22 protein-coding genes and 1 pseudogene are annotated in these 22,066 nt (G+C 64.1%); 6 read left to right on the top strand and 17 right to left on the bottom strand.

Features of this window, described 5'->3' with window-relative positions; all coding sequences use genetic code 11:
* Positions 1-10: 10 nt before the first annotated feature.
* Genes A9K66_RS24985 through A9K66_RS24955 form a run of 7 tightly spaced genes read right to left on the bottom strand, consistent with a single transcriptional unit; the run spans position 11 to position 6,594 of the window.
* Positions 11-1,075: an ABC transporter ATP-binding protein gene (locus tag A9K66_RS24985; protein ID WP_067328874.1), complete on the bottom strand. Its 1,065-nt coding sequence runs from the start codon at positions 1,073-1,075 to the stop codon at positions 11-13.
* Entirely contained in the window at positions 1,075-1,863 is a 789-nt protein-coding gene (locus A9K66_RS24980) for an ABC transporter permease (protein WP_067328872.1), read from the bottom strand. Before A9K66_RS24980 ends, A9K66_RS24985 begins: the two co-directional genes overlap by 1 nt.
* Entirely contained in the window at positions 1,863-2,732 is an 870-nt protein-coding gene (locus A9K66_RS24975) for an ABC transporter permease (RefSeq protein WP_066992233.1), read from the bottom strand. The genes A9K66_RS24980 and A9K66_RS24975 overlap by 1 nt, the downstream gene beginning before the upstream one ends.
* A gap of 28 nt (positions 2,733-2,760) precedes the next feature.
* Positions 2,761-3,825 carry an ABC transporter substrate-binding protein gene (locus A9K66_RS24970; protein WP_067328870.1) on the bottom strand — a complete coding sequence of 355 codons (1,065 nt, stop codon included), beginning with the start codon at positions 3,823-3,825 and terminating at the stop codon, positions 2,761-2,763.
* Positions 3,826-3,863: 38 nt separating this feature from the next.
* Positions 3,864-4,838 (bottom strand): PfkB family carbohydrate kinase, encoded by a 975-nt coding sequence (locus A9K66_RS24965; RefSeq protein ID WP_067328867.1) that lies wholly within the window; start codon positions 4,836-4,838, stop codon positions 3,864-3,866.
* Complete coding sequence (locus A9K66_RS24960) at positions 4,835-5,866, bottom strand: ADP-ribosylglycohydrolase family protein (protein ID WP_067328864.1); 1,032 nt, start codon at positions 5,864-5,866, stop codon at positions 4,835-4,837. Before A9K66_RS24960 ends, A9K66_RS24965 begins: the two co-directional genes overlap by 4 nt.
* A gap of 2 nt (positions 5,867-5,868) precedes the next feature.
* Positions 5,869-6,594 (bottom strand): GntR family transcriptional regulator, encoded by a 726-nt coding sequence (locus A9K66_RS24955; RefSeq protein ID WP_067328862.1) that lies wholly within the window; start codon positions 6,592-6,594, stop codon positions 5,869-5,871.
* 191 nt (positions 6,595-6,785) lie between these two features.
* Between A9K66_RS24955 and A9K66_RS24950 the strand changes: the two genes are divergently transcribed.
* Genes A9K66_RS24950 through pcaF form a run of 3 tightly spaced genes read left to right on the top strand, consistent with a single transcriptional unit; the run spans position 6,786 to position 9,645 of the window.
* On the top strand, positions 6,786-7,643 hold the full coding sequence (locus A9K66_RS24950; protein ID WP_067328860.1) for a CoA-transferase: 858 nt from the start codon (positions 6,786-6,788) through the stop codon (positions 7,641-7,643).
* A complete protein-coding gene (locus A9K66_RS24945) occupies positions 7,640-8,440 on the top strand; it encodes a CoA-transferase subunit beta (RefSeq protein WP_067328858.1) in 801 nt (266 codons plus the stop codon). The genes A9K66_RS24950 and A9K66_RS24945 overlap by 4 nt, the downstream gene beginning before the upstream one ends.
* Positions 8,440-9,645: a 3-oxoadipyl-CoA thiolase gene (gene pcaF, locus A9K66_RS24940; protein ID WP_067328856.1), complete on the top strand. Its 1,206-nt coding sequence runs from the start codon at positions 8,440-8,442 to the stop codon at positions 9,643-9,645. Before A9K66_RS24945 ends, pcaF begins: the two co-directional genes overlap by 1 nt.
* A gap of 13 nt (positions 9,646-9,658) precedes the next feature.
* Here pcaF and A9K66_RS24935 read toward each other — a convergent pair.
* The 5 genes and pseudogenes from A9K66_RS24935 to A9K66_RS24915 form a co-directional block, all read right to left on the bottom strand.
* Positions 9,659-9,820 (bottom strand): annotated as a pseudogene (locus A9K66_RS24935) (4-hydroxybenzoate 3-monooxygenase); the annotation flags it as partial.
* A gap of 59 nt (positions 9,821-9,879) precedes the next feature.
* Positions 9,880-10,695 (bottom strand): 3-oxoadipate enol-lactonase, encoded by an 816-nt coding sequence (pcaD, locus tag A9K66_RS24930; protein ID WP_067329138.1) that lies wholly within the window; start codon positions 10,693-10,695, stop codon positions 9,880-9,882.
* 55 nt (positions 10,696-10,750) lie between these two features.
* Entirely contained in the window at positions 10,751-11,686 is a 936-nt protein-coding gene (locus A9K66_RS24925) for a PfkB family carbohydrate kinase (protein ID WP_067328851.1), read from the bottom strand.
* 13 nt (positions 11,687-11,699) lie between these two features.
* Entirely contained in the window at positions 11,700-12,569 is an 870-nt protein-coding gene (locus A9K66_RS24920; protein ID WP_067328848.1) for a MurR/RpiR family transcriptional regulator, read from the bottom strand.
* Positions 12,566-13,555: a sugar phosphate isomerase/epimerase family protein gene (locus A9K66_RS24915; protein ID WP_067328846.1), complete on the bottom strand. Its 990-nt coding sequence runs from the start codon at positions 13,553-13,555 to the stop codon at positions 12,566-12,568. The genes A9K66_RS24920 and A9K66_RS24915 overlap by 4 nt, the downstream gene beginning before the upstream one ends.
* Positions 13,556-13,700: 145 nt before the next feature.
* Between A9K66_RS24915 and A9K66_RS24910 the strand changes: the two genes are divergently transcribed.
* Positions 13,701-15,359 carry a sulfatase-like hydrolase/transferase gene (locus A9K66_RS24910; protein ID WP_067328844.1) on the top strand — a complete coding sequence of 553 codons (1,659 nt, stop codon included), beginning with the start codon at positions 13,701-13,703 and terminating at the stop codon, positions 15,357-15,359.
* A 6-nt stretch (positions 15,360-15,365) separates the two neighbouring features.
* Here the strand turns inward: A9K66_RS24910 and A9K66_RS24905 are convergent, their stop codons facing one another.
* From A9K66_RS24905 to A9K66_RS24885, 5 genes are all read right to left on the bottom strand, one after another.
* Positions 15,366-16,220 (bottom strand): sugar phosphate isomerase/epimerase family protein, encoded by an 855-nt coding sequence (locus tag A9K66_RS24905; protein ID WP_067328841.1) that lies wholly within the window; start codon positions 16,218-16,220, stop codon positions 15,366-15,368.
* 1 nt (position 16,221) lies between these two features.
* Complete coding sequence (locus A9K66_RS24900; protein WP_066992195.1) at positions 16,222-16,998, bottom strand: ATP-binding cassette domain-containing protein; 777 nt, start codon at positions 16,996-16,998, stop codon at positions 16,222-16,224.
* Positions 16,995-17,987 (bottom strand): ABC transporter permease, encoded by a 993-nt coding sequence (locus A9K66_RS24895; protein WP_067328839.1) that lies wholly within the window; start codon positions 17,985-17,987, stop codon positions 16,995-16,997. The genes A9K66_RS24900 and A9K66_RS24895 overlap by 4 nt, the downstream gene beginning before the upstream one ends.
* Before the next feature lie 177 nt (positions 17,988-18,164).
* Positions 18,165-19,154, bottom strand: a complete 990-nt coding sequence (locus A9K66_RS24890) for a substrate-binding domain-containing protein (RefSeq protein ID WP_067328837.1) — start codon at positions 19,152-19,154, stop codon at positions 18,165-18,167.
* Between the two features lie 72 nt (positions 19,155-19,226).
* Positions 19,227-20,300 carry a LacI family DNA-binding transcriptional regulator gene (locus A9K66_RS24885; RefSeq protein ID WP_067328835.1) on the bottom strand — a complete coding sequence of 358 codons (1,074 nt, stop codon included), beginning with the start codon at positions 20,298-20,300 and terminating at the stop codon, positions 19,227-19,229.
* A 138-nt stretch (positions 20,301-20,438) separates the two neighbouring features.
* Between A9K66_RS24885 and A9K66_RS24880 the strand changes: the two genes are divergently transcribed.
* Complete coding sequence (locus tag A9K66_RS24880) at positions 20,439-21,470, top strand: hydroxyacid dehydrogenase (protein WP_067328833.1); 1,032 nt, start codon at positions 20,439-20,441, stop codon at positions 21,468-21,470.
* 227 nt (positions 21,471-21,697) lie between these two features.
* Positions 21,698-22,003: a hypothetical protein gene (locus A9K66_RS24875; protein WP_067328831.1), complete on the top strand. Its 306-nt coding sequence runs from the start codon at positions 21,698-21,700 to the stop codon at positions 22,001-22,003.
* Positions 22,004-22,066: the final 63 nt, after the last annotated feature.

Raw genomic sequence — 22,066 nt, 5'->3', positions numbered from 1 at the left:
GGGATCCGGCTTACGCGGCGATCAGCACCGTGCTCTCCGGCGACCAGCTGAGCATCACTTCTTGGCCTTCGGCCAGCCGCTCGGCGCCGGTGTTCTGGACAATGACCTTCACCGTCTGTCCATCGCGGTCGACGAAATAGGTGCTGTTGTTGCCGGCGAAGATGCGTTTTGAAACCTGGCCCCTGACCGTGTTAGCATATCCCGCCTCGGACGTTGCAGAGCCGGTTGAAATCTGGATGCGCTCGGGCCGCACGGCGCAGCTCGCCTTGGCGCCGGCCGAGAGAGACGCACCCGACGCAGCGGCGATTGCTGTACCGTCGGGCAGCCTGATGCCGTTGCCGGTCGCATCGCCGCGAAAGATGTTGGCGTCGCCGAGGAAGGTCGCGGCGAACTCGCTTTGCGGCCTGTCGTAGATCTCCTCGGGCGGCCCCTCCTGCACCAGTCGGCCGTCGCGCAATATGCCGATGCGGTCGCTCATCGTCAGCGCCTCTTCCTGGTCGTGGGTGACGAAGATGGTGGTGATGCCGATCTCGCGCTGGATGCGCTTCAGCTCGATCTGCATGTCGACGCGCAGCGCCTTGTCAAGCGCGCCGAGCGGCTCGTCGAGCAAAAGCACGCGCGGCTTGGTGACGATGGCGCGCGCCAGCGCCACACGCTGCCGCTGGCCGCCCGAGAGCTGGTGCGGCCGCCGGCCGCCGAGCTTGCCGAGTTGGACGAGATCCAGCGCCCGCTGCACTTCCGTAGCGACCGTCGCCTTCGGCTCGCCGCGCACCGAAAGGCCGAAGGCGACGTTGTCGGCGACGCTCATATTGGGAAACAGCGCATAGTTCTGGAATACCATGCCGATGCGCCGCTTCTCCACCGGCACGCGCTCGACGCTTTCGCCGCCGATGGCGATGCGGCCGGTATCCGGAAAGTCGAAGCCGGCGATCTGCCTGAGCAGCGTGGTCTTGCCGCTGCCCGAAGGCCCGAGCAGCGCATAGAAGCCACCGTCGGGAAAGTCGATCGAGACATGGTCCAGCGCCTTGTGCGCGCCGAAACTGCGGGAGACGTTCGATACCTGGACGCCGGCCATTATTTATCTCCGCCGAATTTGAAGAAGCGCGCCGTCAGCAGCATGAGCGCCATCGACACCACGATGATGATGGTCGACACCGCGTTGATCTCGGGCGTGAATCCCTTGCGGATCGCGGCGTAGATTTCGACCGGCAGCGTCGTCTGGCCTGGCGTCGACAGGAAGTACGAGACCACGAACTGGTCGAACGAGACAGCGAATGCGAACAGTCCGCCGGCGATCACGCCAGGCATGATCCAGGGCAAAGTTACGCGCACGGTAACCTGCCACTGATTGGCGCCGAGCGAACGCGCCGCTTCTTCCAGCTCCGGCGCGAAGGTCTGCAGGCGGGCGGACACGACGACGATGACGTAGGGCAGCGCCAGCGCGACATGGCCGAGCAGGATTGCGATGAGCCCGCGGCCGATGCCGATGCCGAAGAAGAAGATCAGCATCGCGGTGCCGGTAATAAGCCACGGAATTGCGATCGGCGGAAACAGCAGTGCCTGCAGGAATTTCTTGCCGCGGAATTCGTAGCGATAGAGCGCTAGCGACGCCATCGAACCAAGCAGCGTTGAAAGGATCGTCGTGATGATCGCGATCTCGATGCTGTTCCAGGTCGCCGCGATCAGCTGGTCGTTTTGCGCGAGCGAAGCATACCAGTCCGTCGTCCACTCGAACGGCAGCTGGTAAAAAGGCGAGGCGTTGAACGACATCAGCGCCATGATGATGATCGGCAGATAGAGGAAGCCGAGCAACAGGAAGATGTAAAAGCGCCCGACCCATTCCAGAATGCGCGTCGTCGCCATCAGCCGGCCCTCCGCAAGACCGGTGCCGCGAGCGCCAGGATGACCAGCACGACGGCAAGCAGGATGAAGGAGAGTGCCGCGCCCAGTGGCCAGTTGAAGACGGCAACAAACTGGTCCTCGATGACGGTGCCGTAGAAAGTGCCGGTGCGGCCGCCGAGGATGCGCGGCTCCATGAAAGAACCCACGACCGGCACGAAGATCAGCGCCGCACCCGCGATCAGGCCGGGCATCGACAGCGGGATGATCACCCGCTTGAGCACCTGCAGCCGCGAAGCCCCGAGCGAGCGGCCCGCCTCGATCAGCGAGTCGTCGATCGCCTGCAGCGTGAGGTAACAGGTCAGCACCATATAGGGCACGTAGGAGTGCACCAGGCCGATGATGACCGCCGGGTAGGAATACATGAGATCGATATTGATCTTGAACGGCAAGACCGCATTGAGCGTGGTGTCGAGAATGCCGCCCTCACGCAGCACCATGGCCCAGGAGAAGATTCGCACCAGCCCGTTCGACCAGAAAGGCAGGATGACCAGCAGGAAGATCGCCTCGCGGCTGCGGCCTTTAAGAACCTTCGCCAGCACGTAAGCCGCCGGATATCCGATGACGACGCACCAAAGCGTGACCTCAAGGCCGAGCCGCAGCGAAGCCAGAAGAAGTGTCAGATAAAGGCTTTGCGAGAAGAAGGCGGCGTAGTTGCCAAGCGTGAACGACCACTCCTTCCCGGCCAGCGGCAGATCGGTCATGAAGGAGAAGAACACCATGGCCGACAGCGGCAGAAAGATCGCCACCGTCAACCACAGATAAGCGGGAAGCAGAAGCGGCAGGGCTGGCCGCAGTCCGCGGCGCGAACCGGTCGCGAGCTGCTCTGCCATGATGCGTTCCCTCCCCGTAAGACGCCAACTATTTCACGTTGACCTTCAGCTCCTGCCAAAGTGCCAGGTATTTCTCGCGCTGCTCATCCGTGACCGGCGCCTGGAACTGGATACGTTTGGCGACCTCTGGGCTGCCCATGACCTTTCGGTTGAATGCGGCCTCGGGCAGCGCCTCGACCGCCTTGGTGTTGGCCGAAACCGGCGCGCCGACCTTGGTGACCCATTCGACATAGAATTTCGGGTCGATCATGTAGTTGATGAAGGCCTCGGCGCCGGCGACATTCTTGGAACCGGCCGGGATGGAGAAGGCGTCCAGCCAGGCGACGGCCCCTTCCTGCGGGATGACCAGCGAGACCGGCAGCTTGAAATGCGTCTTGGCGCGGTCGGCGGAGCCGCTCCAGTAGGTGCCGATATCGATCTGGTTGGAGGCAACCATCTGGTTCCAGTCGTTCTCCGAACTCCAGAAGGTCTTGATCTGCGGCATCAGCGAGGTGAGCTTCGCCTTGACCGCGCCCATATCCTTGATGTCGTTGATGTTCTGCCCCGATGCGATGGCGCCGAACTGCACCGCCTCGACGGCGTCGTCGCGGATGATGACGCGCCCCTTATGTGCCGGATCCCACATCTCGGCGATGCTCGTCGGCGGCTTGTCGAACGACTTCTCGTTGATGGCTAGAGCGGTCAGGCCCCACACCCACGGCACGCCATAGACCTTGCCGTCATGGTTCAGCATCGGCGAGCCGGCCTTGTCCTTGGCGATATCGGCATAGTTCGAGAGCTTCGACGTATCGATCGGCTGGATCAGCTTGCCGGCCATCGCCTGGTCGTTGAAGGCGGCGTTGATCATGACGACGTCGTAGAGGCCGGGATTGGTCCTCAGCTTGGTCAGCATCTCCTGTTCGGAGTTGAAGAAGTCATTGACGACCTTGTAGCCGGTCGCCTTCTCGAAGTTGGCGACCGCCCATGGCTCGTCGGCGCCGTAGCCCTTCCAGTTGAGCACATGCACTTCCTCGGCGGCCTGGGCGGCAAACGTGAATGCTGAGACGAAAACGGCGGTCGCCGTCAGAAAAGCGGTGAGTCTGGGCATGCGCATGTTTTTTCCTCTCATTGTTGGCCCGGTTGATGGGCTTGTTAAGTTGCAGTCGCGTCCTCCCGGCCATGCGCTATCGTTCCTTGATCGTGATGGCTTAGGAATTCCTGGATGTCACTGTCGGTCGGCGCGGACGAGCCGCCATGACGGGTGACGGAAACGGCCGCCGCGGCGTTCGCGTAGCGCGCCGCTTCGCAGGGCGACAGGCCGCGCCACAATGCGCTGACGAAGGCGCCGATATGCGTATCGCCGGCACCATTGGTGTCGACGGCGCTGACCGCGAAGCCGGGGATCGCGTGCGTGCCGCCTTCTGCCAGCCGCACAAGGCAGCCATGCGCGCCGGCGCGGATCACGACGCCCGCGGCTTTCGGGCAGTGTTCGGCCAGAAGCCGGATCGCGACGGTCTGCGCGTCGCCACGGCCGGCTATTGCGGCGGCCTCGTCGGCGTTGCAGCTCAGCCAAGCGGTGCGGGCAAGCACCCTTTCCAAGATCGGGCGCGGAATCTCCGCGATCACAGGCGTCGGATCGAAGACCACGGGAACTTCCTCCGGCAGCGCGTCGATCCAGGCGGCGAGCGCTTCGCGGCTGCCAGGGTAGCTCAACGTATAGCCGGAGGTGAAAACCCAATCGCCCGGAATGACTTGGACGGGCGCCATCATGTCCGGTGTCAGCACGCTCTCTGCGCCCGGCCATGAGACGAAGGTACGTTCCGCATCGCTGCTGATCATGGCGACGCAATTGCCGCTGTCCATCAAGGGTGACGGCGGCGTCAGCGTCTCGATGCCTTCAGCGGCGAAAGCCGCGCGCAGGAAGTCGCCGTCTGCCCCGATGCCAAGCTGTCCGCCGAACACCACCTTCATGCCGGTGCGGCTTGCCGCGACCATCATGTTGAAGCCGCCGCCGGCGACGCGCGAATAGCTCGTCGCGGTCTTTTCGCTGCCCGCCGCCGGGAGAGCGTCGATGCGATATACATAGTCGACCACCGCGCTGCCGACATGAACGAGGCGCCCGCTCATGCGGCGTCCTCCTTGCCGCCACGGGCCTTCGGCATGCGTGCCGCGACAAGATCATTGGCCAACGGCTCGACCTCCGCGAGATCGATGCCCTTCAGTCCCGCGATTTGATCTTGCGGCAGGCCCGACAGGCCCGAACAGGCGCCCGCCATGCCCGCGGCGATGGCGCCTATGGTGTCGGTGTCGCCGCCGAGATTGGCGCTGATCACTGCCGCTCGCCACGCATCCCCGTTGGCAACCTCCAGCACGGCGAATGCTGCAGGAATCGACTCCTGGCTGGCAACCCCCGTGCCGATCAGGTCAACGATCAACCGGATCGCCTCTTTGTCGCGCTTCCCGCGCACAAGTTCCTGCGCCCAGAGGATGCGTTCGGCGATGTCGCCGCCGGTGACCCAGTGACCGAGCGCGGCACCAAGCTTTGCCGCCGCGACGGCATGGCCGGAAGCAGCGCGCCAGTCGGCGCCCGAAACACCGAGACTGACCGCGGCAGCAACTGCGGCTGCGGAGGCAATCGCAATCGACGTATTGTGCGTAGCCCGGCAGGTTTCCGCGACTTTGAGAACCAGGGCATCGAGCGGCTCCGGGCGGATCATAATGCCGACCGGCGCAATCCGCATCGCGGCGCCGTTGGTGTCGCCAGTTCGCCCCGCTTCTTCCGCCGGCACGCCGTTATTGATGGCGTCGATGGCCCGCTTGGTCGACGGTCCAAGCAGGTCGTAACTGCCACGCGCCTTGACGTCGCGCTCCCAGTCGAGCAGCGCGTTGACCCATCGCGCATGGTCGAAGCGATTCCCGGAGCTGACCAGGATGCGGCCGAGCAGCAGGGCCTGCTCGGTGTCGTCGGTGATGGCACCTGCCGACAGCCCCTTCGACACCGGATGGTCGACGGCGGGCGCAACGAAACCCTCGACATGGCCATAGAGCTCGGCGATGCGGGCGGGCGACAGAAGCTGTGTCGGCATGCCCAGCGCATCGCCAAGCGCGCCGCCGATCAGCGCGCCCATCGCCCGGTCGATCGCGTCGGCCGCCATGCTCAGAACTCCAGATGCAGCGCGAAATGCGCCGGGTTGAGCAGGCTGGTGACGAATTCGATGGCGCGGCCGTCGGCGGCGCGCGTCAGCCGCCGCGTCCTGAGGAACGGCGTGCCCGGCGCGCAATCGAGGATGGCGGCATCAGCAGCGCTGAGCATCTCGATGTCGACCCACTCCTCGCCATGGTCGGACACCAGCCCTGCCCCGCGCAGCGTCTGGTGCAGCGAGCCTTCGCGAAGCCCGCGCAGCGGCACGTCTTCCAGCTCGGGCGACAGTGGCAGGCGGCTGCGTTCGATCGAGATCGCATGGCCGTCATCGGCATTCGTACGGACGCGATCGACGGCGATGAAAGACGAACTCTCGACACCGAGCTTTGCCGCGAGCTCGGCATTCTCGATGATCTCGAGCCTAAGCGTCCGGGTTTCGGCATTGGCGCCCGCATTGGCGAGCGCGCGCGACCAGCCGATCGCGTCATCGACCGGCATGCCGTCGAAAGTGACGAAGGACCCGATGCCGACCTTTGTGGTGATGAGGCCGCGGCTTGAAAGCTCTTCCAGCCCTTTGCGAACCGTGTTGCGGCTGACCGAGAAGCGCTGGACGAGCTCGTTCTCGCTCTGCAGGCGATCGCCGAAGCCGAGCACGCCTGAGCGGATCTCGTGCTCCAGAACCGTCGCGATCTGCTCGGGCTTGCCCGTGCCGGGAGTGAGTTGCGTCGCGCGACGGGCCATATGGATACCTGTTCAATGAACCTGTGTAATCCTGTTCATTAGCGTATGTGAGACGAAGCGTCAACGGCCAAGTCCCGCATGTCCGGATGTTTTGCGCTGCACCTCATCTGACTGCAGGCATCCTCATAGTGACGCGAGAGGGGCGCTCTCATATGCTCCGATATGAACCTTGATCTCCGGAGCAATGGACGATGGTCAACTTCCTGCCGCTGAAAAAGGCCGTTGCGGAGACTCTGCACGATGGCGATACGGTCGCCTTCGAGGGCTTCACCCATTTGATTCCGACCGCCGCGGCCCATGAGGCAATCCGCCAGGGCTTTCGCGACCTGACGCTGATCCGCATGACGCCCGACCTGATCTACGATCAGATGATCGGCATGGGCATGGCCAAGAAGATCGTCTTCTCCTATCTCGGCAATCCCGGCGTCGGCCTGCTCAGGCGCGTTCGCGACGCCATCGAGAACGGCTTTCCGCGGCCGATCGAGGTCGAGGAGCACAGCCACGCCGGCATGGCCAACGCCTATGAGGCGGCGGCCGCCGGCCTGCCCTGCGCGGTGTTCCGCGGCTATCGCGGCGCAGGCCTTGCCGCCGTCAATGCAAACATCAAGTCCATAACCTGCCCGTTTACCGGCGAGGTGCTGGCCGCCGTTCCGGCGATCCGGCCCGACGTCACCTTCATCCACGCGCAGAAGGCCGACCGCAAAGGCAATGTGCTGGTCGAAGGCATCATCGGCATCCAGAAAGAGGCCGTGCTCGCCGCCAAACGCGCGGTGGTGACCGTCGAGGAAGTGGTCGACAGTTTCGACGATCTCCACCCCAATCTCACGGTGCTGCCGAATTGGACGATCGCGGCAATCTCGATCGTGCCGGGCGGCTCCCATCCCTCCTACACGCATGGCTATTACGAGCGCGACAACTCCGCCTATCTCGAATGGGACGAGATCGCCGCCGACCGCGACCGCTTTCAGGCATGGATGCAGAAGAACGTCATCGAGAGCAGCGCAGACGACTTCGCTGCTCGCGTCAAGCATCTGAGGAAAGCCGCATGAGCGAGATCGATTTGGGCTTCACCCCCAGCGAGATGATGACGATCGCCGCCAGCCGTGCGCTGAAGAACGACGATGTCTGCTTTGTCGGCATCGGGGCGCCGTCGGCCGCCTGCAATGTCGCGCGGCTGACGCATGCGCCCGACATCACACTGATCTACGAGAGCGGCACCATCGGCACCGCGCCCCACGTTTTGCCGCTGTCGATCGGCGACGGCGAAGTGTGCGAGACGGCGGTCACCACCGTCGCGGTGCCGGAGATGTTCCGCTACTGGCTGCAGGGCGGCCGCATCACCATCGGCTTCCTTGGCGCCGCCCAGCTCGACAAATTCGGCAACATCAACACTACGGTCATCGGCGACTATGCGCATCCCAAGACGCGGCTGCCCGGCGGCGGCGGCGCGCCGGAAATCGCCACCTCCTCGCGAGAGGTCTACATCACCATGGCGCAGTCGAAGCGCGGCATGGTCGAAAAGATCGACTTCTTCACCTCCTTCGGCCATGGCGAAGGCGGTGACCACCGCAAGCGGCTCGGCATCGACACCGCCGGTCCGACCTTGCTGATCACCGACCTCGCCGTCTGGAAGCCGGACCGTGTCACCAAGGAATTCACCGTCGTGTCGCTGCATCCCGGCGTCACCCGCGAAGAGGTGCAGGCGACCTGTGGCTGGGAAGCAAAGTTTGCCGAGGCGCTTGACGAGACGCCGGCGCCGACGGAACTCGAGCTGAAGACATTGCGCGATTTGCAGGCGCGCAGCAAGGCCGCGCATGCGGGTACCGCCAAAGGGAAAGCTGCATAATGACTGATGCCTTCATCTGCGACTACATCCGCACGCCGATCGGCCGTTTTGGCGGCGCGCTATCCTCGGTGCGAGCCGACGATCTCGCCGCCATTCCGCTGAAGGCGTTGGTCGAGCGCAACCTGGGCGTCGACTGGGCCGCGGTCGACGACGTCGTCTTTGGCTGCGCCAATCAGGCCGGCGAGGACAACCGCAACGTGGCGCGGATGGCGTTGCTGCTGGCCGGCCTTCCCCAGGACATTCCGGGCTCCACGATCAATCGGCTCTGTGGCTCGGGCATGGATGCCGTCACCATCGCCGCCCGGGCCATCAGGGCCGGCGAGGCCGAGCTGATGATTGCCGGCGGGGTGGAGTCGATGAGCCGCGCGCCCTTCGTCATGCCGAAGGCCGACACCGCCTTCTCGCGCAATGCCGAGATCTACGACACGACCATCGGCTGGCGCTTCGTCAACCCGCTGATGAAGAAGCAGTACGGCGTCGATTCCATGCCGGAGACCGGCGAGAACGTCGCCGAGGAGTTTTCGGTCAGCAGAGCCGACCAGGACGCCTTTGCCGTGCGCAGCCAGGACAAGGCTGTTGCGGCGCAGGCCAATGGCCGGCTGGCGAAGGAGATCACGCCGGTGGCGATCCCGCAGAAAAAGGGCGAGCCAATCGTCGTCTCGAAGGACGAGCATCCCCGCGCCGGCACGACCATCGAGGCCCTGGCCAAGCTGCCGACGCCGTTCCGCCAGGGCGGCACCGTGACTGCCGGCAATGCTTCCGGCGTCAATGATGGTGCTGCTGCGCTGATCATGGCCTCCGAAGCGGCGGCCAGGAAACATGGCCTGACGCCGATCGCCCGCATTCTCGGCGGTGCTGTTGCCGGCGTCGCGCCGCGCATCATGGGTATCGGTCCCGCGCCGGCAACCAAAAAGCTCTGCGCCCGTCTCGGCTTGAGGCCTGACCAATTCGACGTTGTCGAGTTGAACGAAGCCTTCGCCTCGCAAGGCATTGCCGTGCTGCGCGAACTCGGAATTTCCGAGCAGGCGAAGCATGTGAACCCCAACGGCGGCGCCATCGCGCTCGGTCATCCGCTTGGCATGTCGGGCGCGCGCATCACCGGCACGGCGGCGCTGGAGCTGCGCGAGCGCGGCGGACGCTGCGCTTTGGCCACCATGTGCATCGGCGTTGGCCAGGGCATTGCGATTGCACTGGAACGGGTCTGACGGCTCGGCCCGCTCAGTAAGGCAGGCCGACATAGTTCTCCGCCAGCGCGGTCGAGGCGGCGTTGGAGTGTACGAGATAATTGAGCTCGGCTTCCTGGATGCGCTGACCGAACTCACCCGCCTCGGGGAAGCGGTGAAGGATCGTCGTCATCCACCAGGAGAAGCGCACCGCCTCGCAATCGATGCGATGCGTCGCCCTCGAGCCCGGTCCGGGATCGGTTGGTATTGTTTGCGTCATCGCCCATGGAGATGCTTTCCCTCAGGCAACGACGCGACGAAGGCGCGGATCAGGGCGACGAGCGCGTCGGGCTGCTCGATGCAGGGAATGTGCCCGGCGCCGCGGATCACCTCGAAGCGCGCGCCGGGGATCAGGTCGGCAAGCGAGCGCACGAGATCGGGCGGCGTCGAGCCGTCCTGGTCGCCGACGATGCAGAGCGTCGGCACCGCGATGCGGCGCGCGCTGTCGGTGAAATCCGCATCGCGAACCGCCATACACGTGCCGATGTAACCCGGCAGCGCCTGCCTGGTCAGCATGTTGCGGCAACCGGCAAGCTCGGCGGCGCGGTTGGCATGAAAATCCGGCGTGAACCACACCTTCATGATGCCATCGGCAATCGCCTCGATGCCGTCACGCTCGACCGTCGCGATGCGGCTGTTCCAGCTCTTGGCGGTACCTATTTTGTGCGCGGTGTCGCTGAGGATCAGCGCTTCGACGAGTTCGGGCCGCCGTGCATAGAACCCCTGCGCGACCATGCCGCCGACCGACAGGCCAAAAAGCACGACCTTCTGGAAGCCGAAGCAATCGATGAGCGCGCTCAGATCGTCGACATGGTCGTCGATCGAGCGCACGCCGCTGCCGATGTCGGAAAGCCCGTGGCCGCGCTTGTCATAGACGAGCATCGGCATCTCACCGGCAAGCCGTGCGACGACATCGTCCCAGATCCGGAAGTCGGTGCCGAGCGAATTGATGAAGATGATCGGGCGCGCAGCAGCCGTCCCGGCGATAAGGCGATGGTGCAACGTAATGCCGCCGATACTGACGAATGGCACGATCTCGATCCTCCAAACCAACATTGCACCAGTTGTCTAGATCGGTAAACCGAGGCTACTCTGGACGGTGCACGCCATCTTGGATCTTTTGAGGGGGCGTCTGGCGATCCGCCTCTGGGGTCGAGACCAGCAGGGCGGCGGCGGCATTCGCGGCGGCGATGGCGGCCTCGGTGGGCTCGCCGCGAGCAAGCGCAGCCGCAAAGGCACCGACGAATTCGTCACCTGCGCCATGGGTGCTGATCACCTTCACCGGAATGGCAGCGAGCGCAAAGGCGCGGCCATCGGGATCGTGATAGGCGACGCCATCGCCGCCGGCGGTGACGATTGCAGCCGGATAAACGATTGCCAATTGCCGCGCTGCCTCAGCTGCGCCTTCAAGCGTGTCGACGACCGGAATGCCGGCCAGGAACTCCGCCTCTATGGCGTTGGTGATCACGATGTCGACGAGCCCGGTGAGTTCGGCGGGCAGCGGCCGGGCCGGCGCCGCGTTGAGCACGACGCAGCAGCCGTGAGCCTTCGCCGCGCGCGCGGCAGCGATGTTGGCGATTTCCGGAACTTCGTTCTGCAGCAACAGCACCGAAGTCTGCGCGAGCAGACCGGCGGCCGCCGCGACATTCTTTTCGCCGAGTGTCAGATTGCTGCCGGAAACGATCACCGCGCCGTAGTCGCCATCGTCGTCGAAGATGGCCACGCTCATGCCTGATCGGATCCCCGGTTCTACTCGCACGAAGCGGTGATCGACATTGCTGCGGCTGAGATTGGCGAGCAGCGCACGGCCGAAATCGTCGTCGCCGACGGCGCCGATCATCGCCGACCTCGCCCCCGCGCGCGCCGCCGACAGAGCCTGATTGCCGCCCTTGCCGCCGCATTTCGGCTGCCAGCCGAAACCGGTCACCGTCTCGCCCTTGCGCGGACGATCCGGTGCGTCGACCAGGATGTCGTAATGCAGGCTGCCGAACACGGCCACCAGCCCCGCTGAAGCAACGCTCATCCGCGACGATCTTTCATCTGTACTTGTCTCGCCGTTTCGACGTCACTGCCGACATGGTGCGGCCGAGATTGTGCTCCGCCGCCTGGTAGTCGCGCTGCGCCACCGCGACGAACAGCGCATCCAGGATGTTGAGCTGGGCGATACGGGCGGCCGCATTCTCGCCCATCAGCGGCGACCCCCGCGCGGTCGAGCAGAGCACGACATCCGCCTCGGCTGCCAGCGGCGAGTTGGCGTAGTTGGTTATGGCAAGCGTGCGGGCGCCGTTCTTCTTGGCGAGCTGAACGGCATCAATCACCGCGCTGCTGTTGCCGGAATGGGAAAAGCCGACGGCAATGTCTTCGGCGCCGAGGAGCGACGCCGACATGAGCATCATGTGGGAATCGTCGTAAACCGCCGCGCGGACGCCGATCCGCAGGAACTTGTGCGAGACGTCCCGGGCGATCTGAGCCGAGCCGCCGACGCCATAGAAGTCGCGATTTCTGGATCGATAGATGAGGTCGGCGGCCCGGTCGAAATGGCCGATGTCAAGGATCGCCAGCGTTTCCTCCAGCGCCTGTATGGAAGTGCGGAAGACCTTTTGCACGATCTCGGCCGAACTGTCGTCGGCGGATAGTTCCCGGTGCATCTCGGCGGTCGGCGAGCGGCTGTATTCGCAGACTGCCGTCCGGAAGTCGCGATAGCCGGAGAAGCCCAGCTTCTTGGCGATCTTCACCACCATCGCCTCGGAGACGCCGGCCTCGTCAGCGATCTCCTTCAAAGGGATTGTCTCGTCGAAACCGCGGCGGCCGAACACGGTTTCCACCACCTTTGCCTCCAGCGGTGTGAGATGCGGCATCATCATGCGGATGCGCGGCCCCACGGCCCGGAGATCCGCGGACGTCATCCTGCAGCTCCGAGCAGGATTTCCTGGACGATAGCCTGCGAGGCAACCGCGTCCTGCCCATCGAGGGCAGCCGCCAACCGATTGTCCCGCTCCAGCCGCTCGACGACCCGCAACATGCGCTTGACGGTCATGATGTTGACCTCGCATTCGCGCACCGGGTCGAGACCGGTCATGTCCGGAAAGGTGTCGAAATAGATGGCACCGGCGTAGCCGTCCCTGCGTATCTGGCGCAGCAGCTCGATGGTCTGCAGCGTGTGCACGGCGCCGACCATCAGGCCGTCGTCGCGCTTGGCGTAGCCATCGTTGAGATGAACGCCGAGCAACCTGCTGTGACGGGCGACAAGAGCGGCGGCAAAGGCCGGTTGCTCGTCGGCATAAAGAACATGCGCGAAGTCGAGGGTGACGCCGAGATTGGGCAGGCCGGCCTCGCGGATCGCCAGCAACGTGGTCGCGGCATCCGGCATCAGCGAATAGGAACGCGGCTCGTTCGGCTTATATTCGAGGCTGATGGCGCAATCGGGGTCATGCGACGCAACTTCACGAATACCGTCGATTTCGTGTTGCCAAAGTGTCGCGTAGTCGGCTTGGAAAGCGTAGTCGAAACCATCCTGCCCCAGCCACAACGTCATGAGACCGGCGCCGGCCTCTCGCGCCGCGTCGATGCCAGCCTTGGTGAGGTCGATGGCTTCACGCCGCACTGCCGGATCGGGATTGGTGAACGCGCCGAGCTTGAAGGCGGGATTGGAATAGTAGCGCATCGCGAAGCCATTGATGGAAAGCCCGAGATCACCAAGCCTCCGTGCGATTTCCCTGGGGTTTTCACCGATATGGTCGGGAAAGTTGAGGTCGAGATCGGTGAGCCCCTCGACCTTAGCCGCCCGCGCCGCCATCTGCAGCACCGAGGGCTTCCCGGTAAGCCCGGCCCACTCCGCCTCAGGCCGCGAGGCGAAGGAATTGAGACGGGTGGCAAAACGGTGGGATGTCATTTGGGATCCTTGGGATGCCTGAGACTTCACATGAAAAAATGATTTTGTAAAGTTCTCTGGTGAGCTGTACAGGCTGGTTGCCCTGGTTGGCATGCGCTGATTGTTCTGGCATTACCGGGTTCGAGAACCATTCCGACGGGCAGCAATGACCTCGAAACGCAACGTCCTTTTCATCATGTGCGACCAGCTGCGGTTCGATTATCTGAGCTGCGCCGGGCACAAGAGTCTGACGACGCCGAACATCGACCGGCTCGCCAGCCGCGGCGTGCGTTTCACCAATGCCTATGTGCAATCGACGGTCTGCGGCCCCTCGCGCATGAGCGCCTATACCGGCCGCTACGTCCGCTCGCACGGCTCGACGCATAATGGCGTGCCGCTCAGAGTCGGCGAGCCGACGCTGGGCGACCATCTGCGCGAGGTCGGCGTGCGTTGTGCGCTCATCGGCAAGACACATATGAAGGCCGACGAGGAAGGGATGGAGCGCCTCGGCATCGCCAAGGATTCCGTCATCGGCGTGCGTGTCGCGGAATGCGGCTTCGAGCCGTTCGAGCGCGATGACGGCCTGCACCCCTCGACCAGCTACGACCCCGATCCGGCCTACGACTCCTATCTGCGCCAGCACGGCTTCGAGGCCGAAAATCCTTGGGAGCATTGGGCGAATTCCGGCGAAGGCGAGAATGGCGAGAATTTCAACGGCTGGCTGCTCGTCCATGCCGATAAGGCGGCGCGCATTCCGGAGGAGCATTCCGAGACGCCTTACATGACGCGCCGCGCCATGCGCTTCATTGAGGACGCCGAGGCCAAGGGCGAAGCCTGGTGCGCGCATCTTTCCTACATCAAGCCGCACTGGCCCTATATCGTGCCCGCGCCCTACCACGCCATGTACGGCAAGGCGGACATCCAGCCGCCCGTTCGCAGCGAAGCCGAGCGCATCTCGCCAAACCCGATCTTCGAGGCCTTCCAGCAGGAGCGGTACTCGAAGAACTTCTCGCGCGATGAGGTCCGCGAAACGGTCGTTCCCTGCTACATGGGCCTGATCAAGCAGATCGACGATCAGCTCGGCCATTTGTTCGACTTCATGGAGAAGCGCGGCCTATTCAAGAACACGCTTGTGGTCTTCACTTCTGACCACGGCGACTATCTCGGCGACCATTGGCTCGGCGAGAAATACCTGTTCCACGACGTCGCGGTGAAGGTGCCGATGATCGTCTACGATCCTCGTCCGGAAGCCGACGCCACAAGAGGAACCACGTTGGACGCGCTGGTCGAGATGATCGATCTCGCACCCACCTTTCTCGATTATTTCGGCGGCAGGCCCAAGCCGCATGTCCTCGAAGGCCGCTCGCTGCTGTCGCTGACTTCGGGTGAGCGGAAGAGCCTGCGCAACTATGCCATAAGCGAGTATGACTACAGCGGCGATGCGGCGCGGCTGAAGCTCGCCATGCCGGTGTCGGGCTGCAAGCTCTACATGATCACCGACGGCCGCTTCAAACTCGTCCATGGCGAAGGTGTCGAGCCGATGTTCTTCGATCTCCACAACGACCCCGGCGAATTGCGCGACCTCGGCCGCGAGCCGTCGGCCGCCGGCGACATTGACCGGCTGCGCAAAATGCTGATGCGCTGGCTGGCGCTGCCCAACAATCGCATTACCGTCCCCGACGAGTGGCTGACGGAGATCGACGACAAGGTCGGCCATTTCGACCCGATCATCGGCTCCGGCGTGCTCATCGGCTATTGGGACAAGGCCGAACTCGCCGAACAGCTGGAGGCGCGTCGCCGCTGGCTGACGCGCCGGGGCAACTAGCTTTCGTTACCCGAGTGTCAGCCCCGCCTTCTTCGCTTCCTCGCGCAGGAACGGCAGCCCCACCTCGATGACGTCGCGAGGGTCTTCCGCCACCGGGCGCCACACCGCGAGCCCCCCGGCGATGTCGACGTCGACATGGTTCATGCTTTCGAGCGTGATCGGGCCCTCATAGCCGATGTCGGCGATCGCCTTCATGCAGGCTGCCCAGTTCAGCATGCCGCGCCCCGGCACACCGCGATTGGCCTCCGACACATGCACATAGCCGAGGAAGGGCGCCGCCGCCTCGAAGCCGGCCGCGAAGCTCTCTTCCTCGATATGCATGTGGTAGGTGTCGAGATGGATGAAGATGTTGTCGGCGCCGATGCGCTCGATGATGCGCGCCGCGTCGACGCCGCGGTTGATCAGATGCGTCTCGTAGCGGTTGCAGGGTTCGATGCCGAGCTTCAGGCTGCGGGCCTTCGCCGACTTTGCCGCCCGTTCGAGGAAGCGGCACATGCCGTCGATCTCCCGCTGCGTCGGCGCCCGGCCGGTGGTCTTGCCGATCGTGCCATAGGTGACGCCGCCGAGCGCCTCGGCGCCCACCTCGTTGCAGACCTCGAAGGCCGGCTGCAGGAAGTCGAGCGCCTCTTCCGGCCGCTCCACCACGTCGAGCGCGCGCGGCAAGCCGAGCGAGGGAATGAGCTGCACGCCATAATGGTTTGCAAAACCGCGCGTGCGCTTGGTGTCGATCTCCTCGGGTCTGAGCAGCGGGATCTCCATCAGGCCGATGCCGAGCTCCTTCAGCCGGTCCATCTGCGGCTCGATGCGGGCCAGATCCCAGACCGGGGCGATGGCGAAAGTGTGCAGTCCGAAAACATTCATATCAGCCTCGTTGCTCGTGCGCCGCCGCGGCGGCCGTATCGCCGCCGCCGACGATGCGGCTGACGACTTCGTTCATGTTGGTTTTGGCGGTGACGAGATCGGCATCCGCCCTGCCGTGGCGCAGCACGACGATGCGATCGGTGACCGACAGCACGTCGTTCAGCCGGTGCGAAATCAAAATGACGGCGATGCCTTCAGACTTCAGCCGCCGGATGAGATCGAGCACGCTCTGCACCTCGCGCACGGCGAGCGCCGCCGTCGGCTCGTCCATGATGACGAGCTTCGGGTTGAAGGTGAGCGCCCGCGCGATGGCCACCGTCTGCTGCTGGCCGCCGGAGAAGGAGCCGACGGAACGACTGATCGACGGCAAGTGCGCCCCGAGCCGCTCGATCATCCGCGCCGCCTGCCGATCCATCTCGGTCTTGTCGACAAAGCCGGGGAAGAGGCCGAGCAGCCTTTTCGTCGGCTCGCGGCCAAGGAAGATGTTGGAGGCCACGTCCTGCTGCTTGGCCAAGGACAGATCCTGGTAGATCATCTCGATGCCGAGCCGTCGCCGCTGGCCGGGGTCGAGGGCGAGGATGTCCTTGCCGTCGAACTCGATCGAGCCGGTGTCGGCGCGGTAGATGCCGGTGATGGTCTTCATCAGCGTCGACTTGCCGGCGCCGTTGTCGCCGACCAGCCCGACCACCTCGCCGGCTGCGACCGACAGGTCGACGCCATGCAGCACGTCGACCGCCCCGAAGCTTTTGCGGATCTTGTGGAGCGAAAGCAGGGTCATACGCGCGACTCCTTCCGCACCTGATACTGGTCGATGAAGACCGCGAGGATGAGAACCGCGCCGATCGCCATCTGCTGGTAATAGGATTGCACGGCAAGCAGCGTCAGCCCGTTCTGCAGCACGCCCATGATCAGCGCGCCGATCATGGTGCCGAGGATCGAGGCACGGCCGCCGAACAGATTGGTGCCGCCGATGATCGCCGCGGTGATCGCGGTGAGCTCATAGTTGATGCCTGCGGTCGGGTCGCCCGCATTGACGCGGGCGGTGAACAAGAGACCTGCAAGCCCGGCAAGCGCGCCGGAGAGCGTGTAGATGATGCGGCGATGCTGCTCGACGCGGATGCCGGCTGCGCGCGCCGCGCCCTCGCTGTCACCGAGCGCCAAAGTGTGGCGGCCGAAGCGCGTATAGGCAAGCACCGTATGCGCGACGATCGCCGTCAGCACGAAGATGATGACGGGCATCGGAATGCCGAGCGGCCTCCCTTGCCCGATATAGACGATCTCCGGCGGCAGGCCGTAGATCGCCCTGCCCTGCGAGATGACGAGCGCCAGCCCGCGCGCAAGGCCCAGCATGCCGAGCGTTACGATGAAGGCCGGCACGAAGGCGCGGGTGACCAGTTGGCCGTTGATGTAGCCGGCGATACTTCCGGCCAGAATGCAGGCGATCACCGCGAACACCGACGGCCAGCCGAGGTTGACGGCGACGAAGGCCCCCGCCACGCCGGCAAGGCCCATGACCGATCCCAGCGACAGATCGAGCCCACCTGAACCGATGACGAAGGTCGCGGCGATCGCCAGCACGCCGATCGTCGAAGTCGCGAGCAGGATGTTGAGGAAATTGCTGAGCGACAGGAAGAAAGGCGACAGAATCGCCATCGCCGCGCTCAGCAGCACAAGCACCAGCAGCGACTCCAGCCTGATGTGGAGCCTCTCGACGGATGCGCGCTGCACCCGAGCCCAAAACCCGGGCTGCGCCGTTTCGGAAGCCATGTTTTGACCCTTCTGGGTAGGGGACTAGGGGAATAGGGAAGTCAGCGGGAGAGAGCCGGGTCTGGGAAGTGCAAACCTTCCTCCTCCTACCCCCCTACTACTGACCTACTCCCCTACTGACCTGCTCCCCTACTGACCTGCTCCCCTACTGACCTGCTCCCCTAGTCCCTTCGCTTGCTACTTCACATATTGCAGCATCGGCTCCTTGCCGGCGTCGAGCACGTCCTTGGTCAGCACCAGGGTGGGCACCGCGATGCTTTCCTCGACCTTCTCGCCGGCCAGCGCCTTCTTGACGTTCTCGACCGCCTGCTTGCCGACGAGATAAGGAAGCTGCGCGACGGAAGCGTTCAGACGGCCTTCCTTGATCGACTTCACCGCGTCGACATTGCCGTCCACGCCGATGATCGTCACCTGCTCGCCTTTGCCGGCGGCGTAGACCGATTCCACGGCGCCCAACGCCATGCCGTCGTTGGCGCAGAAGATGGCAACCAGACCGGGATGCGCCGTCAGTGTGTCGGTGGCGATCGAGGCGGCCTTGCCGCGATCCCAATCGCCCGGCAGCGAGGCGACCACCTCGAGCCCCGGCGCCAGTTCCTTGAGCTTGTCGGCAAAGCCCTTGGCGCGCTTCTCGCCGGTGATGTTGCCTGAGAGACCCTCGATCACCAGCACCGGACCCTTGGCGTCCTTGCCAAGCTTCGAGACGAGATATTCGGCCCCTTGCGCACCCGCGGCGACGTTGTCGGAACCGATATGGAAGGTGACCTTGACGCCTTCCTTGTCGAGAACCGCCTGGTCAAGATTGTTGTCGAGATCGACGATCTTGATGCCGGCATCCTGCGCCGATTTCAGGCAGGGCAAGAGGTTGGTCGAGTTGATGGCGGCGGTGATCATCGCCACCGGCTTGCGCTCGAGCATCGTGTTGCAGAGGTTGAGCTGCGGCTCGGCCGCCTGGTCGCTTTCGGCCGCCTGCTGGAAGTATTTCACGCCGGCTTCCTTGGCGCCGTCGGCGACGCCCTGCGCCATCGCGCCCCAGAACGGATTGGCCAAGGTCTTCATCAGCACGCCATATTCGCCGTCCTCGGCCTTAGCAGTGCCGACCGCGGCAAACGTAAGCGCCACGCCCAATGCGAGGGTAAATCGATTTATCTTTGTGGAAAGCGATGTCATTCCATCCTCCGTTTGCTTGCGCCGGATGCCTCGGCCAGGGCCGGCACTCTTCTTCCGTTGTCGACATGGGGGTTATTGTCGGTCTCCTCCCCCGGAATGCGGGACGCTGCCTGGCGAGCCAACGGATTCCCGCATGAACACCTTGCAAGGTTCGAGCCGCGCCCTCGGCGGGCCGCGCTCGCCTTCGATCCTGCGAAACAAAACCTCCATTGCGTTGGCTGCGATCTCGCGCACCGGCTGCACCACCGCGGCGATCGCCGGCCACGTCACCTGCATCCATTCGGCGTCGTCGAAGCCGACCAGCGAGATGTCGTTTGGGCAATGCCAGCCGCGCCGCCGAAATTCCGAAAGCGCCACCAGCGTGCCCTTCAGGAAGAGCGAATAGACCGCCGTCGGCCTGTCGCCGCCGTCCTCCCGCTGGCTGAAATAATCGCGAAGTAGCGTCCGCAAGGGCCCGACATCGCTTTCGCAGAGTACGACGTCGATCCGGATGTCGGGCGCAAGCTCAAGTGCCGTCTTGCGAAACCCTTCGAGGCGGGCGCGCACGGTCGCCGCCTGCTGGCCGAGACCGACCACAAGAACATGGCGATGGCCCTGGCTGACGAGCGCGCGCGCCACTTCGGCGCTTGCCGCCGCGCTGTCGGCCGAAACCGTGTCGAAGGCGTCATCGGCAAGCACGCGGTCAATCAGCACCCCTGTCATGCCGTTCGCTTTCATGAAACCAGCCGCCGGTCCGTGCTCGTTTCGCACCGGCGCCAGTACGACGCCGGCAACGCGCCAGTCATGCATGCGGGCGAGGATCTCCTTCTCACGTTGCTCCGATTCCCGGCTGGAGGCGGCGACCAGCGTATAGCCGCGTTGCTCGGCGAGGCCTTCGAGCTCGCTCACCATCTGGCCGAAGAACTCGCTTTCGAACTCCGGCATGATGGCGCCGATGATGCGACGCTTGGCCCTGCGCATATCCGAGGCGAGCGGATCGACGCGGTAGCCCAGAAGCTCGACGGCATCGAGGACGCGCTGCGCGTTTTCCGGTTTTACCGTGGTGACGCCGGAAAGAACCTTGGAAACAGTGGCCGCCGACACGCCCGCCTGGCTTGCCACATCGTGGATCGACGCGCGCCGCTGCTGGGCCTGCTGTTGCGCCATTAATCTTCTCCCGGAGGCGAGTGGTCGCCCTCTCGTTAACATAATCGATAAATCGATTTTTCGCTGTTGTAAATCGTTTCATCGGGAGTAAAAACGCTGATATGATTGATGCGATCCAATCGCGCCGGGAGGAAAATCATGTCCAACAAAGCCTCGCCGCTGGTGATCAGCGCACCCGAACCGCGCACGCTCGACCTGATCTTCACGCCGCCGCAGCTGGCGCGCTTCCGCAAAAGATATCGCATCGTCGAGACAACGCCGGAAGGCGTCTCGGAGTTGCCGACAGATGTGCTGGCCGAAGCCCGCTACATCGTCGGCCAGCCGCCGATCACCCCTCAGACGCTGGAGAGGTTGAAAGCGCTGCGCTGCATCTTCAACGTCGAGACCAATCTCATCAACAACATGCCCTATGAGACGCTGTTTGCCCGCGGCATTCACGTCGTCACCACCGGCCTGGTGTTCGCGGAGCCGGTGGCGGAACTCGGCCTTGCCATGGCGCTAAACCTGGCGCGCGGCATCGTCGATGCCGACCTCGCCTTCCGGCAAGGCGAGGAACTATGGGGCGGCGACGGCAACCAGACGGCGCGACTCCTCTCAGGTTCGGATGTCGGCATCATCGGCTTCGGCGATCTTGGCCGCGCTCTCAATCGGCTGCTGACCGGCTTCCGCACGCGCACCAGGGTCTTCGATCCCTGGCTACCGCCTTCCGTGCTGGTGGAGCATGGCGTCGAGCCGGCCTCGCTCGACAAGGTGCTGTCGGAAAGCGATTTCGTTTTCGTCGTCGCCTCGGTGACCAGCGAGAACCAGGGTTTTCTCGGCGCCGACGCTTTCGCCAAGATGCGCCAGGGCGCCGCCTTCATCCTGCTCAGCCGCGCCGGCGTCGTCGATTTCCCGGCGCTGATGGGAGCGGTCAAAAGCGGCCATATCGTTGCGGCCAGCGACGTGTTTCCCGAGGAGCCGCTGGCCAAGAACCACCCGGTGCGCTCGCTTTCCGGCTTTCTGCGCTCGGCACACCGCGCCGGCGCGCTCGACGTTGCCTTCAAGCGCATGGGCGACATGGTGCTGGAGGACATGGACCTCCTCGATCGCGGTCTGCCGCCGATGCGCTCCAAGCGCGCCGAGCGAGAGACCGTTTCGCGGATGCGCTCCAAGCCGGTCGACAGGAACTGATCGCGCCTCGTCGCCTGGAACATTAGCGTTCCTGCTACTGATTGCCGCCCTGAGTGTAATGCAACCAAACTTAACGGCCGGACCACGGAGAGTTTCGGCCCTCTCAGGACCATTTTTCTTCAGAATTTTTTTCTGCATTTCACGGGAATAGAGGAACTTTGATCCGGACCTTCCGTTGATGACACGATCGTTTCTCGAACGATCCAGAGAAACAGGAGGTTTATGTCATGAACATCAAGATGATCTGCCTTGGCGCAATGAGCCTTTCGATGGTCGCCGGCTCGGCTCTCGCCGCTGGCGAAACCGGCACGTCGGCGCTGGATGACCCAGCCAAGATGCAGCCCTTCTACACCGACTCCAGCATGAAGACGATGGTCAGCAAGGACGCCTTCGTGAAGGCGTGGAAGGCAATGTCGCCGGAGGACCAGACCGCGATGATGACGGCTTGTGAGGACGAGGCCAAGAACGCCAATGCAGCCAACAGCCATCCGGAGTTCTGCAGCAGCGTCAAGGAGAACGGCGGCAGCAAGTAACCAATCAGTGCAGCTACCGACAAAACGGCCCCGTTGTGGGGCCGTTTTTGCGATCCCAGACGA

The sequence above is a fragment of the Mesorhizobium sp. AA23 genome (assembly GCF_001672435.1).
Lineage (GTDB): Bacteria > Pseudomonadota > Alphaproteobacteria > Rhizobiales > Rhizobiaceae > Mesorhizobium.
Note: the sequence above shows the minus strand (reverse complement) of the source record. Positions and strands in the feature narration are given on the sequence as shown.

What these genes read in the sequence shown, in the direction of transcription:
- A9K66_RS24920 (WP_067328848.1), bottom strand. Translation starts at nt 12,569, where the DNA reads ATGACGTCCGCGGATCTCCGGGCCGTGGGGCCGCGCATCCGCATGATG.
- A9K66_RS24950 (WP_067328860.1), top strand. Translation starts at nt 6,786, where the DNA reads ATGGTCAACTTCCTGCCGCTGAAAAAGGCCGTTGCGGAGACTCTGCAC.
- A9K66_RS24890 (WP_067328837.1), bottom strand. Translation starts at nt 19,154, where the DNA reads ATGACATCGCTTTCCACAAAGATAAATCGATTTACCCTCGCATTGGGC.
- A9K66_RS24965 (WP_067328867.1), bottom strand. Translation starts at nt 4,838, where the DNA reads ATGAGCGGGCGCCTCGTTCATGTCGGCAGCGCGGTGGTCGACTATGTA.
- A9K66_RS24955 (WP_067328862.1), bottom strand. Translation starts at nt 6,594, where the DNA reads ATGGCCCGTCGCGCGACGCAACTCACTCCCGGCACGGGCAAGCCCGAG.
- A9K66_RS24875 (WP_067328831.1), top strand. Translation starts at nt 21,698, where the DNA reads ATGAACATCAAGATGATCTGCCTTGGCGCAATGAGCCTTTCGATGGTC.
- A9K66_RS24970 (WP_067328870.1), bottom strand. Translation starts at nt 3,825, where the DNA reads ATGCGCATGCCCAGACTCACCGCTTTTCTGACGGCGACCGCCGTTTTC.
- A9K66_RS24880 (WP_067328833.1), top strand. Translation starts at nt 20,439, where the DNA reads ATGTCCAACAAAGCCTCGCCGCTGGTGATCAGCGCACCCGAACCGCGC.
- A9K66_RS24975 (WP_066992233.1), bottom strand. Translation starts at nt 2,732, where the DNA reads ATGGCAGAGCAGCTCGCGACCGGTTCGCGCCGCGGACTGCGGCCAGCC.
- A9K66_RS24925 (WP_067328851.1), bottom strand. Translation starts at nt 11,686, where the DNA reads ATGAGCGTTGCTTCAGCGGGGCTGGTGGCCGTGTTCGGCAGCCTGCAT.
- A9K66_RS24980 (WP_067328872.1), bottom strand. Translation starts at nt 1,863, where the DNA reads ATGGCGACGACGCGCATTCTGGAATGGGTCGGGCGCTTTTACATCTTC.
- A9K66_RS24900 (WP_066992195.1), bottom strand. Translation starts at nt 16,998, where the DNA reads ATGACCCTGCTTTCGCTCCACAAGATCCGCAAAAGCTTCGGGGCGGTC.
- A9K66_RS24885 (WP_067328835.1), bottom strand. Translation starts at nt 20,300, where the DNA reads ATGGCGCAACAGCAGGCCCAGCAGCGGCGCGCGTCGATCCACGATGTG.
- A9K66_RS24905 (WP_067328841.1), bottom strand. Translation starts at nt 16,220, where the DNA reads ATGAATGTTTTCGGACTGCACACTTTCGCCATCGCCCCGGTCTGGGAT.
- A9K66_RS24910 (WP_067328844.1), top strand. Translation starts at nt 13,701, where the DNA reads ATGACCTCGAAACGCAACGTCCTTTTCATCATGTGCGACCAGCTGCGG.
- A9K66_RS24985 (WP_067328874.1), bottom strand. Translation starts at nt 1,075, where the DNA reads ATGGCCGGCGTCCAGGTATCGAACGTCTCCCGCAGTTTCGGCGCGCAC.
- A9K66_RS24895 (WP_067328839.1), bottom strand. Translation starts at nt 17,987, where the DNA reads ATGGCTTCCGAAACGGCGCAGCCCGGGTTTTGGGCTCGGGTGCAGCGC.
- A9K66_RS24915 (WP_067328846.1), bottom strand. Translation starts at nt 13,555, where the DNA reads ATGACATCCCACCGTTTTGCCACCCGTCTCAATTCCTTCGCCTCGCGG.
- A9K66_RS24945 (WP_067328858.1), top strand. Translation starts at nt 7,640, where the DNA reads ATGAGCGAGATCGATTTGGGCTTCACCCCCAGCGAGATGATGACGATC.
- pcaF (WP_067328856.1), top strand. Translation starts at nt 8,440, where the DNA reads ATGACTGATGCCTTCATCTGCGACTACATCCGCACGCCGATCGGCCGT.
- A9K66_RS24960 (WP_067328864.1), bottom strand. Translation starts at nt 5,866, where the DNA reads ATGGCGGCCGACGCGATCGACCGGGCGATGGGCGCGCTGATCGGCGGC.